Origin of the sequence: Streptomyces sp. JW3, assembly GCF_052216785.1 — a bacterium.
Classification (GTDB): domain Bacteria; phylum Actinomycetota; class Actinomycetes; order Streptomycetales; family Streptomycetaceae; genus Streptomyces.
This window is the reverse complement of the sequence record NZ_JBQOUX010000166.1, coordinates 1-12,493: the sequence shown is the minus strand read 5'-3', so window position 1 is coordinate 12,493 and position 12,493 is coordinate 1. Positions and strand designations below refer to the sequence as shown.

The window sequence follows — 12,493 nt, the reverse complement described above, 5'->3', positions numbered from 1 at the left end:
GGCGAGGTCCGGGTGGCCGGCGGCGTGCCGCTGGGCAAGGCGGCGGCGGTGCACGTCGACGCCGCCGACGCGGAGGCGGACGTGCGCGCCGCGGCCGGCGCGCTCGCGGCGGCGGACGGCGGGGACGACGACGCCCAGTTCGTGGTGGACGGGGCCGAGGACCACGAACTGCTGTGGTACGCGACGCAGGAGATCCCGAACCTGGTGGGGCTCGCCGGCTGACGGCCCGTCGGGCACCGGCGGCGCGGAGAACCCCTGGTCACGCAGGGTGACCCTTGATTGTCAGTGGCGGCGGGTACGTTTGCGGGCATGGGGATGCGAATGCGGACAGGGGCGCACATCGTCTGGGACTGGAACGGCACGCTGTTCCACGACAACGACGCGATCATCGGGGCGACGAACGCGGCCTTCGCCGAACTGGGCCTGGCGCCCATCACACTGGAGCGGTACCGGACGCTGTACTGCGTGCCGGTGCCCAAGTTCTACGAGCGGCTGATGGGCAGACTGCCCACCGACGCCGAGTGGCAGGTCATGGACGAGGCCTTCCAGCGCCACTACACCGAGCACCGGGTGCGGTGCGGGCTCGCCGACGGAGCGGCGGAACTGCTCGCGGGCTGGCGGTCGGCGGGGCACAGCCAGTCGATCCTGAGCCTGTACGGCCATGAGGAACTGATCCCGATGGTCCGGGGGTTGGGCATCGAGACGCACTTCATACGCGTCGACGGGCGGACCGGTCCGTCCGGCGGCAGCAAGGCCGAGTACATGGTGCGGCATCTGGCGTCGCTGGGCGGGGTGGAGTCGGCCCGGACGGTCGTCATCGGGGACGCCGTGGACGACGCGACGGCCGCGCGGCACGCGGGGGCGCGGGCCGTGCTGTACACCGGCGGTTCGCACAGCCGGACGAGCCTGGAGCAGGCCGGCGTGCCCGTGGTGGACACGCTGGCCGAGGCGGTCAAGGAGGCCGAGCGGCTGGCGGCGTGAGCCGCCCTCCCGTTCGTCGCGTTCGTTCCGCTGGTGGCCACCACCGCTGCTCGCGTCCGTCGCTGTGCGGAACGTCAAAGTTCCACCCCCGGTTTTGTGCACATGCGGCTCATGACGGGTTCCAGGGAAGGAGCGATAGCCTTATGGCGTGATCAGCGCGATAGCTCGCGGGGACATCCGTGTCCCTGCCCTGCGCCCGGAGAGCACGGACGACATCCGTGACCGGGCGGCGGTCGCTGGTCCTCGCGGGCGGGACGGGGCGTCGAGGAGCCCCGAGGCGCCGAGCGTTCCCCGGGCGGCGATGCCGACGAGATCGGTATCACACCCGACGGACGCGTCGGACATGGCTGTAATGCCCCCGCTCCTCTCACCTTGCGGCATAGCGTCGGAACAGAACGGACACCCCGCGTCTGGGCGTTGCGTCGGAAGGCAGGAGACCGTACTTCCTTCTACGTCACGCAACGGCGCGCGACAGGAGCCAGAGGACAATGCAGACCAAGCTGGACGAAGCAAAGACCGAGCTGCTCGACAGGGCCGCACGGGTAGCTGAGAACAGCCCGGTCGGGGGGTATCTACCGACTGGGACGACGGACGAGGACTCCCCGGACACCCCGGACCGTGAATCCGTGTTCGCGTTCCTCAAGCGCTACTACCGGCACACCGCCCCGGAGGACCTGGGCGACCGCGAACCGGTCGACGTCTTCGGAGCCGCCGTCTCGCACCACCGGCTGGCCGAGAACCGTCCGCAGGGCACCGCCAACGTCCGGGTGCACACCCCGACGGTGGAGGAGAACGGCTGGACGTGCAGCCACACCGTGGTCGAGGTGGTCACGGACGACATGCCCTTCCTGGTCGACTCCGTCACCAACGAACTGACCCGGCAGGGCCGCGGCATCCACGTCGTCGTGCACCCGCAGTTCGTGGTGCGGCGCGACGTCACCGGCAAGCTGGTCGAGGTGCTCACCACCCCGCCCGGCAAGGACCTGCCGCACGACGCGCACGTCGAGTCCTGGATCCACGTGGAGATCGACCGCGAGACCGACCGCGCCGACCTGAAGCAGATCACCGCCGATCTGCTGCGCGTCCTGTCCGACGTACGGGAGACCGTCGAGGACTGGGGCAAGATGCGCCAGGCCGCCGTCGCCCTCGCCGAGGGCCTGCCCGCCGAGCCCGCCCCCGCCGACCTCGACCAGCAGGAGCTGGAAGAGGCCCGCGAGCTGCTGCGCTGGCTGGCCGACGACCACTTCACCTTCCTCGGCTACCGCGAGTACCAGCTGCGCGGCGACGACTCGCTGGCCGCCGTGCCCGGCACCGGCCTCGGCATCCTGCGCGCCGACCCGCACCACGAGACGGGCGAGGACCACCCGGTCAGCCCGTCCTTCGAGCGGTTGCCGGCCGACGCGAGGGCCAAGGCCCGCGAGCACAAGCTGCTGGTGCTGACCAAGGCCAACAGCCGGGCCACCGTGCACCGGCCGTCCTACCTGGACTACATCGGCGTCAAGAAGTTCGACGCGGACGGCAACGTGGTAGGGGAGCGCCGCTTCCTCGGGCTGTTCTCCTCCGCCGCCTACACCGAGTCCGTCCGCCGGGTGCCGGTGATCCGGCGCAAGGTGCGGGAGGTGCTGGAGCGGGCCGGGTTCTCGCCCAACAGCCACGACGGCCGCGACCTGCTCCAGATCCTGGAGACGTACCCGCGCGACGAGCTGTTCCAGACGCCGCCCGGCGAGCTCCAGGCCATCGCCACCTCCGTGCTGTACCTCCAGGAGCGCCGCCGGCTGCGGCTCTACCTGCGCCAGGACGAGTACGGGCGCTACTACTCCGCCCTCGTCTACCTCCCCCGGGACCGCTACACCACCGGCGTCCGGCTGCGGATCATCGACATCCTCAAGGAGGAACTGGGCGGTACCAGCGTCGACTTCACCGCCTGGAACACCGAGTCGATCCTGTCCCGGCTGCACTTCGTGGTCCGCGTCCCGCAGGGCACCGAGCTGTCCGAGCTGTCCGACGCCGACAAGGACCGCATCGAGGCCCGGCTGGTGGAGGCCGCCCGGTCCTGGGCGGACGGGTTCGCCGAGGCGCTCACCGCGGAGTTCGGCGAGGAGCGCTCCGCCGAACTGCTGCGCCGCTACGGCAGCGCCTTCCCCGAGGGCTACAAGGCCGACCACGGCCCGCGCTCCGCGGTCGCCGACCTCGGCCATCTCGAAGCGCTGGACGAGGAGCGCACCTTCGCGCTGAGCCTGTACGAGCCGGTCGGCGCCACGCCCGAGGAACGCCGGTTCAAGATCTACCAGAAGGGCGGCTCGGTCTCCCTCTCCGCCGTCCTGCCGGTGCTCAGCCGGCTCGGCGTCGAGGTCACCGACGAACGGCCCTACGAGCTGCGCTGCGCGGACCGCACCCCCACCGCGTGGATCTACGACTTCGGCCTGCGGATGCCGAAGGCGGTGGCCGGCGGCGCCGACTACCTCGGCGACGACGCCCGCGAGCGGTTCCAGGACGCGTTCGCCGCCGCCTGGAACGGCAAGGCGGAGAACGACGGCTTCAACGCCCTGGTGCTGAGCGCCGGGCTGACCTGGCGGCAGGCGATGGTGCTGCGCGCGTACGCCAAGTACCTGCGGCAGGCCGGGTCGACGTTCAGCCAGGACTACATGGAGGACACCCTCCGCAACAACGTCCACACCACCCGGCTGCTCGTCTCCCTGTTCGAAGCGCGGATGTCGCCGGACCGGCAGCGCGCCGGGCACGAGATCGTGGACGCCCTGCTCGAAGAGGTCGAGGCCGCCCTCGACCAGGTGGCGAGCCTGGACGAGGACCGCATCCTGCGGGCCTTCCTCACCGTCATCAAGGCGACCCTGCGCACCAACTTCTTCCAGGAGGCGGAGGCCGGCCGGCCGCACGACTACGTCTCCATGAAGTTCGACCCGCAGGCCATCCCCGACCTGCCGGCGCCCCGCCCGGCGTTCGAGATCTGGGTGTACTCGCCGCGCGTCGAGGGCGTGCACCTGCGGTTCGGCAAGGTCGCGCGCGGCGGCCTGCGCTGGTCGGACCGGCGCGAGGACTTTCGTACCGAGATCCTCGGCCTGGTCAAGGCGCAGATGGTGAAGAACACCGTCATCGTGCCGGTCGGCGCCAAGGGCGGCTTCGTCGCCAAGCAGCTGCCCGACCCGAGCGTGGACCGGGACGCCTGGATGGCCGAGGGCATCGCCAGCTACAAGACGTTCATCTCGGCGCTGCTCGACATCACCGACAACATGGTGGCCGGCGAGGTCGTGCCGCCCGCCGACGTGGTCCGGCACGACGAGGACGACACCTACCTGGTCGTCGCCGCCGACAAGGGCACCGCCACCTTCTCCGACATCGCCAACGAGGTCGCCGAGAGCTACAACTTCTGGCTCGGCGACGCCTTCGCCTCCGGCGGCTCGGCCGGTTACGACCACAAGGGCATGGGCATCACCGCGCGCGGCGCCTGGGAGTCCGTCAAGCGGCACTTCCGCGAGCTGGGCACCGACACCCAGAGCGAGGACTTCACGGTCGTCGGCATCGGTGACATGTCCGGTGACGTGTTCGGCAACGGCATGCTGCTCAGCGAGCACATCCGGCTGGTCGCCGCCTTCGACCACCGGCACATCTTCATCGACCCGAAGCCGGACGCGGCCCTCTCCTACGCCGAGCGCCGCCGCGTCTTCGAACTGCCCCGCTCCTCCTGGGCGGACTACAACAAGGAGCTGCTGTCGGCCGGCGGCGGCGTCTTCCCGCGTACCGCCAAGGCGATCACGGTCAACGCGCACATCCGGGAGGCCCTCGGCATCGAGGGCAAGGTCTCCAAGATGACCCCGGCCGACCTGATGAAGGCCATCCTCCAGGCACCGGTCGACCTGCTGTGGAACGGCGGCATCGGTACGTACGTCAAGGCGTCCACCGAGTCCAACGCCGACGTCGGCGACAAGGCCAACGACGCCATCCGGGTGGACGGCAAGGACCTGCGCGTCCAGGTCGTCGGCGAGGGCGGCAACCTGGGGCTGACCCAGCTCGGCCGGATCGAGTTCGCCTCGAACGGCGGCCGGGTCAACACCGACGCCATCGACAACAGCGCCGGCGTGGACACCTCCGACCACGAGGTCAACATCAAGATCCTGCTCAACGGCCTGGTCGTGGACGGCGACATGACGGTGAAGCAGCGCAACAAGGTGCTCGCCGGGATGACCGACGAGGTCGGCCATCTGGTGCTGCGCAACAACTACGCGCAGAACACCGCGATCGCCAACGCGCTGGCCCAGTCCAAGGACATGCTGCACGCGCAGCAGCGGTTCATGAAGCACCTGGTGCGCGCGGGTCACCTGGACCGGGCGCTGGAGTTCCTGCCCACCGACCGGCAGATCCGCGAGCGGCTCAGCAACGGGCGCGGCCTGACCGGCCCGGAGACGGCCGTCCTGCTGGCGTACACGAAGATCACCGTCGCCGAGGAGCTGTTGCACACCTCGCTGCCCGACGACCCGTACCTGAAGACGCTGCTGCACGCGTACTTCCCGACCGCGCTGCGTGAACGGTTCGCCGACCGCATCGACACCCACCCGCTGCGCCGCGAGATCACCACGACCGTGCTGGTCAACGACACGGTCAACACGGGCGGTACGACGTATCTGCACCGGCTGCGAGAGGAGACCGGCGCGTCCCTTGAGGAGATCGTGCGGGCGCAGACCGCGGCCCGCGCCATCTTCCGCTCGTACCCGGTGTGGGACGCGGTGGAGGGCCTGGACAACACGGTCGAGGCCGCCGTCCTGACCCGCATCCGGCTGCACTCGCGCCGGCTGGTCGAGCGCGGCACCCGCTGGCTGCTCAACAACCGGCCGCAGCCGCTCCAGCTCGCCGAGACGGTCGACTTCTTCGCCGACCGGGTCGAGCAGGTCTGGTCGCAGCTGCCGAAGCTGCTGCGCGGCGCGGACGCCGACTGGTACCAGCGCATCCACGACGAGCTGACCGGCGCGGACGTGCCGGCCGAGGTGGCGACCCGGGTGGCCGGGTTCTCCTCGGCCTTCCCGACGCTGGACATCGTCTCGGTGGCCGACCGCACGGGCAAGGAGCCGCAGGACGTCGCCGAGGTGTACTACGACCTCGCCGACCGGCTGGGCATCACCCAGCTGATGGACCGCATCAGCGAGCTGCCGCGGGCCGACCGCTGGCAGTCGATGGCCCGCGCGTCGATCCGCGAGGACCTCTACGCGGCGCATGCCTCGCTCACCGCCGACGTACTGGCGGCGGGCAACGGGACGTCGACGCCGGAGCAGCGGTTCACGGTGTGGGAGCAGAAGAACGCGGCGATCCTCGGGCGGGCGCGGGCCACGCTGGAGGAGATCCGCAGTTCGGACGCGTTTGATTTGGCCAACCTGTCGGTGGCCATGCGGACGATGCGGACGCTGCTGCGGACGCATGCGTAGAGGTCGACCGTCCAGCTGACCGGACATTCGGAACGATCTGACTAATCGGGGCAACCTGGTTAATCAGGGCAATCCGGTTAAAGTGGTCGGATGGCTGGGTGGTCCGGTTCCAGGCCGAGCGCGGTGGCCGTCCCTTGGGCGGCTGCCGCGCTCGTGCTCTTTCTGCTGTCGCTGGTGGTGGTGCGGCTGCCGTGGGCGGGCGACCTCGGGCTGCACGCCGCCACGGTCGAACGGCTCCGGCACAGCCTGACCGACCCCGGCAATCCGCTGGTCGACGCGGACACGCCGAGTCCGTACTACTCGCCGTGGACGGTGGTCCTGGGGGTGGTGGCGAAGGTCAGCGGGGCGTCGGTGTTCGTGGTGCTGCGGTTCGGGGCGCTGGTCGGGCTCGGACTGCTGGTGACGGGGGTGTGGCGGTACGTCCGCACGCTGAGCGGGGAGCGGGCGGCGCCGGCGGTGGCGTTGCTGTGCCTGGTCCTGTTGTGGGGGACGGACGCGTTCGCGTGGAGCGGGTTCCTCGGGCTGAACTCGCTGGCGTTGACGGTGGCGTATCCGAGTGTGCTGGCGCTTGGGCTCGCGTTTCATCTGTGGGCCGGGCTGGCCGGGCTGGCCGGGGCGGTCCCAGGGGGTGGTGGCTGGGGGAGGTGGCTCGGGCTCGGGGCGCTGTGGGCGGTGATTCTGCTGTGCCATCAGTTCACGGGGGTGGTGGCGTCGCTGGGGGCGGTCGCCACGGTGTGCGGGGCGCGGCCGGTGTGGCGGGTGGTGGGGGTGCGGCTGCTGAGTGCGGGGGTGCTCGGGGTGGCGGTGGTGTGGGTCTGGCCGTACTACGACTTCTTCGCGTTGGCCGGGGCGGGGGGTGGGCTGGAGGCGGTGCACCGGCCGTTGTACGAGGACCTGGTCGGGCGGTACTGGCTGGTGCTGGTGGGGGTCGTGGCGCTGGGGGTGCGGTGGGGGCGGGACCGGCGGGACGCGCTGGTGCTGTTCTTTCTGCTGGGGGCGGTGGTGGTCGGGGTGGGGGGAGTGAGCGGGCACTGGTCGTGGGGGCGGGTGCTGCCGGCGGTGGTCATTCCGGCGCAGGTCGCGGCGGCGGTGGAGGGGGTGCGGGTGGTGGGAGCGGGGCGGCGCGGGGTGTGGGCCGGGGGTGGGTGCGTGCTGGGCTGTGCGTTGGTGGTGGGGGCCTGGGCGCAGGTGGGGACGGTGGGGTATGTGGTCGGGCGGGGGGTGTTGCCGGGGGTGGTGGCGGCCAAGTACCGGGAGCCCTGGGAGGGGTACCACTGGATCACGCCGTGGGTGCGGTACGGGGATGTGGTGCTGGCCCGGCGGATGGCGGCTCGGCAGATTCCGGCGTACGGGGCGTACACGGTGGCACCTGGGTATCCCGACTTCTTCCTGCCGGATGAGGGGCGGCGGGGGGTGGCGGTGCGGAGGTATTTCTCCGGTGGGGTGTCGGAGGGGGAACGGCGGGAGGTGGAGCGGCGGTATGGAGTGCGGTGGGTTGTTGATCGGGAGGGTGGGGCGGGGGTGGGTGCGGGATTGCGGCCGGTGACGCGGGGGCCGGAGGGGCAGGTGCTGTATGCGGTCGTGAGGTGAGGTGGGTGCGCGGCCCGGCGCTGCGGGGTGCCGCGCGTGGCTGCCTGGGCAGGCTGCGGGTGGTCAGCGTTTCAGGCGGCGTAGTACCGGGCCCGTCAGTCGGGCCGTCAGCCCTACCGGTTTCCACCTCACCTGTAGCCGTCCCGGTGGGTGGCCCTCCGGTTCGACGGTGACTTGGTGGGGGGCGGTGCCGGAGTGGTAGGGGACGCGGGAGGTGAACGGGGGGAAGTCGGGTGGGGCCAGGAGGAGGCCCGTGTGGGTGTGGGGGCCCAGGCGGAGGCGGAGGACGGGGTGGCGGACGCCGGTGAAGCCGTGGCGGGGCGGGCGGGCCGCTGTCAGGTCCAGGTGGACGTGGCCCTCGAAGACACCGGGGCGGACGGGGGACAGGCGGAACGGTACCGTCAGGCGCCGCTTGCCGGGGGTGAGGAGGAGAGCGGCGCGCTGCGGGCCGACCGGGAGGCGCAGGGCGGGATCGTACGTGCGGACGGTCAGGTCGATCGAGGCGCCGGGGCCCCGGACGAGGTCCGTGATCTCGTGCCGGAGTTGGGCGCTGAACAACGGCCGGGTGTCCAGTTCCAGGTCGGTGAGGTCCAGCTCGCGGCGGGCCGCCGGGTCCTGCGGCAGACGGTCGCCCCAGTAGGTGCGGCCGTCGGGGCCGGTGGTGATCCGCCGGGGTGCCACCTCGTACCCGAGGCCCCGCGCGGCCTGCCGGGCGTCGGCGAACCGCCGGTCGCGGACGAGCTGGACGACGACGCGCTCGGCGCGCGGCAACCGGGCGTACGCGCCCGGCGTGAGCGTGTCCAGGTAGGGCACGACGAGGTCCGCGAAGGAGGCGAGCCAGGTTTCGTCGCGGTAGGGGAGGTCGCCGGCGTACATGCGGAAGTCGTGCTTGAGGAACTTGTAGTCCTTGTCCTCGCGGAGCGACTCGTGGCCGCTCTCGGCCAGGAACGCGTCGATGAGGCGCTGCACGTGGACGCGGTCGGCGACGTTCTCCAGCCGGTCGCGCTGGTTGGAGATGGAGGCGGCGGACGCGGCGGCGTAGGGGGCGATGTACCAGAGGTAGACCGGCTCGGGGACGATCGTGAACGTCTTGGCCAGGCAGTACGCCTGGGCGGAGAAGAGCTGGTCCTCGTAGTGGATGCCCTCGGGGAAGCGGAGGCCGTGCCGGTCGAGGAAGGCGCGGGCGTACATCTTGCTGGTGGCGAGGTGTTCGAAGAAGAGGCGGGGGTCGGCCTCGATGCCGTCCAGGGTGCGGCGTTCGGCGACCAGGTGCGGCATCCAGGTGGAGCGGCGGCCGGTGTCGACCCGGACCCGGCGCACCGCGCCCATCGCGAAGTCCAGGTCGCGGGCGCGGTGGGCGGCGAGGAGGGTCTCGACGGCGGCTTGTGGGAGTTCGTCGTCGCTGTCCAGGAACATCAGGTAGGGGGCGCGGGAGAGTTCGATGCCCCGGTTGCGCGGGGCGCTGCAGCCGCCGCTGTTCTCGGCCAGGCGCAGGTACACGACGCGCGGGTCCTCGGCGGCCAGGGCGCGGGCGACCGCCGGGGTGTCGTCGGTCGAGGCGTCGTCGCTGATGACGATCTCGAGGTTCCGGTGGGTCTGGCGGCGGACCGAGGCGACGGCTCTGGGCAGCCGGGCGGCGTCGTTGTGGACGATGACCGTGACGGTGACGTCAGGAGTGACGTCAGGAGTGGCGTCGGGGGTGACGTCAGGAGTGGCGTCGGGAGTGGTCATGCCGCCTCCTCGGGGGTCGGGGCCGGGGTGCGCTCGGCCAGGGGCAGCACCGGCGGCAGTGACGCCTCGTCCTGGCCGAGGAAGACCCGGCGTACGACGCGTTCGGCGGCGCGGCCGTCGTCGTACTCGCAGAAGCGGTGCCGGAAGACGGACCGTGCCTTGGCCGCCCGTTCGTCGCGCCAGGCGTCGGTGGTGAGGATCTCCGTCAGCTCGGCCTGGGTGCGGGCGACCGGGCCGGGGGCGTCGGCCATCAGGTCGAAGTAGACGCCGCGGGTGGTCCGGTACGTCTCCCAGTCGTCGGCGTGGATGACGATCGGGCGGTCCAGGTTGGCGTAGTCGAACATGATCGACGAGTAGTCGGTGACCAGGGCGTCGGCGGCCAGGCAGAGGTCTTCGACGGGGTCGTAGGGGGAGACGTCGATGACGCGGCCGGTGCGGCGCAGGCCGGTCAGGGGGGAGGGGGCGGCGTCGTAGAAGTAGTGGGCGCGGACCAGCAGGACCGTTTCCTCGCCGAGGGCGTCGGCGAGGGCGGCCAGGTCCAGACGGGGGGTCCAGGCGGCCTCGTAGTCGCGGTGGGTGGGGGCGTAGAGGACGGCGCGGCGGCCGGGGGCGATGCCCAGGCGGGCGCGGACGGCGCGGATGTCGGCGGCGCGCGCCGTGTAGTAGACGTCGTTGCGCGGATAGCCGTAATCCAGGGAGACCCAGCGGGACGGGTACGCGCGCCGCCACATGCGGGTGGAGTGGCGGTTGGCGCTGACGCTGAAGTCCCACTTGTCGACGCGTTCGAGGAGGGCCGGGAAGTCGAGGCCGCGGGACGCGGTGGGGTAGGGCAGCTGGTCCAGGCCCATGCGTTTGAGGGGGGTGCCGTGGTGGGTCTGGAGGTGGACCGCGTCCGGGCGTTTGACCACCGCGTTGGGGAAGTTGACGTTGTTGACCAGGTACTTGGCGCGGGCCAGGGTCTCCCAGCAGCGGCGGGTGCCGGGGACGACGTGGTCGGTGCCGGGCGGCAGCAGGGCCGCGTCGGCCGCGTTGACCACCCACACCGGGTGGATCGAGGGGGCGAGTTCGCCGAGCTTGGCGGCGATCGCGGCCGGGTTGCAGGCGACACCGCGGTTCCAGTACGACGAGAACACCGCGAGGTGCGGGTCGACCGGGGTGGTGAGCGCGCGCCGGTACTGGTGGTCGCGGAGGCGGGCGACGGCCTGGCGGCGGCCGGCGCGCACCGTCCTGCGGACGGTCCGGCGGGCCCTGTTGGCCGTCTGGAGGGCGCGGTACTTGGTGTAGGCGCCCTCTTCGAGCAACGACCGGCGCACGCCCTCCGGACCGGCCGGGCGCCGGTAGCCCTCGGGGCGGCGGCGCAGGGCGGCCAGCGAGGCGCGGCGGAAGAACTCGCGGGCGACCGGCTCGGACAGTCCGGCGCGCACGAAGGTGCGCAGGCAGTCGCGAACCATCAGGTCGTAGAGCACGGCGTACGGGGCCGGCCGGGCGCGGGCGAGATCGAGGAGTGCCTCGTAGCGGTCGACCAGGGCGTAGTGCTGCTCGGCGGTGCGGGGCGGGAGGCTCTCGGGGCGCGGCCGGCGGTCCTCGTACGCCGGGTGCGGGAGGGCGGCGACCCGGTCGGCGAGGAGCAGCGCGGCGTACGCCGTGAACGGCTCGTCGTCGGTGGTGAGGAACCGTTCGTGCGCCCGCCAGAAGCCGGCGCGGACGACGTGGGTGCCGAGCAGCGGGGCGGTCTTCAGGAGGGCCGCGTGGTCGTCGAGGGCGAGCGGGGCGCGGCCCGCGCGGGCGAGCAGGGGGCCGTCCGGGGAGGGGAGGCCGGAGGTCCGCCAGGTGGCGCGGACGTGGTCGGTCAGGAGGACGTCGACCGGATCGGGCAGGGCGGCGGTGTGGGCGGCGACGGCGCGCGGGGCGCCGGCGGGGAGTCCGTCCTCGGCGGACACGAAGTGCAGCCAGCGGCCGGTCGCCCGGGCCGCCCCCGCCGCCCGGGCCGCGGCCGCGCCGGTCCCGTCCGGCAGGGGCACCACCTGGCAGGCGGGGGCGTGCCGCTCGGCCGCCTCCCGCGCCCAGTCGCCGACGGCGGCGACGACGATCTCCGTGTCCGGGGCGGGGTGGGCGGCCAGGGAGTCGAGGAGCCCGGTCAGGTGGTCCTGGGGGTCGGGCCCGTGGACGACGACACTGAGTTCGGGCATCTCGGCGTTCCCCTTCGGCTGCGACGCGCTCCGGCACACCTGTCCGTCCTGTCCGGACATCGTGGCACCGAAGGGGCGAAAGGGTTAACCGGAGCTGCGCTTCACGAGGGAACGGAGCTGCGCTTCACGAGGGAACGGAGCTGCGCTTCACGAGGGAACGGTGGTGGCCTCCGGGCCGGGAGCCGGGTCCGCCTGGGCCGCGGGCCCGGCTGCCGGCTTGGCTACGGGCTTGGCCTTGGGCTTCGGCTTCGGCCGGGCCTTGTCCGGGCCGCCGGTGAACGTCTCGTACTCCTTGAGCACCTCGTCCGTCGGGCCGTCCATGCGCAGCTCGCCGCGCTCCAGCCACAGCACCCGGTCGCAGGTGTCGCGGATGGACTTGTTGCTGTGGCTGACCAGGAACACCGTGCCCGCGTGCTTGCGCAGCTCGCGGATGCGGGCCTCGGAGCGCTTCTGGAAGGAGCGGTCGCCGGTGGCCAGCGCCTCGTCGATGAGGAGGACGTCGTGGTCCTTGGCGGCGGCGATGGAGAACCGCAGCCGGGCGGCCATGCCGGAGGAGTACGTGCGCATCGG

The 12,493-nt window shown here is 72.1% G+C and carries 7 protein-coding genes; 4 read left to right on the top strand and 3 right to left on the bottom strand.

Going from position 1 to position 12,493, the window contains the following annotated elements; genetic code table 11:
- From ACTT8P_RS36540 to ACTT8P_RS36525, 4 genes are all read left to right on the top strand, one after another.
- Positions 1–222 (top strand): DUF6912 family protein (locus ACTT8P_RS36540; protein ID WP_442836103.1); only part of this gene is annotated, 222 nt, incomplete at its 5' end.
- Between the two features lie 93 nt (positions 223–315).
- The gene (locus ACTT8P_RS36535) at positions 316–981 is read left to right on the top strand and encodes an HAD family hydrolase (protein WP_442836104.1); all 666 of its coding nucleotides are present in this window, start codon (positions 316–318) and stop codon (positions 979–981) included.
- Positions 982–1,469: 488 nt separating this feature from the next.
- Positions 1,470–6,413 carry an NAD-glutamate dehydrogenase gene (locus tag ACTT8P_RS36530; protein WP_442836102.1) on the top strand — a complete coding sequence of 1,648 codons (4,944 nt, stop codon included), beginning with the start codon at positions 1,470–1,472 and terminating at the stop codon, positions 6,411–6,413.
- A gap of 90 nt (positions 6,414–6,503) precedes the next feature.
- Positions 6,504–8,003: a hypothetical protein gene (locus tag ACTT8P_RS36525; RefSeq protein ID WP_442836101.1), complete on the top strand. Its 1,500-nt coding sequence runs from the start codon at positions 6,504–6,506 to the stop codon at positions 8,001–8,003.
- Between the two features lie 63 nt (positions 8,004–8,066).
- Here the strand turns inward: ACTT8P_RS36525 and ACTT8P_RS36520 are convergent, their stop codons facing one another.
- The 3 genes from ACTT8P_RS36520 to ACTT8P_RS36510 form a co-directional block, all read right to left on the bottom strand.
- The gene (locus ACTT8P_RS36520; RefSeq protein WP_442836100.1) at positions 8,067–9,734 is read right to left on the bottom strand and encodes a glycosyltransferase family 2 protein; all 1,668 of its coding nucleotides are present in this window, start codon (positions 9,732–9,734) and stop codon (positions 8,067–8,069) included.
- Positions 9,731–11,923 (bottom strand): CDP-glycerol glycerophosphotransferase family protein, encoded by a 2,193-nt coding sequence (locus ACTT8P_RS36515; RefSeq protein WP_442836099.1) that lies wholly within the window; start codon positions 11,921–11,923, stop codon positions 9,731–9,733. The genes ACTT8P_RS36520 and ACTT8P_RS36515 overlap by 4 nt, the downstream gene beginning before the upstream one ends.
- A gap of 147 nt (positions 11,924–12,070) precedes the next feature.
- Positions 12,071–12,493, bottom strand: a 423-nt coding sequence (locus ACTT8P_RS36510; protein ID WP_442836098.1) for an ABC transporter ATP-binding protein, incomplete at its 5' end; no start/stop codon positions are given.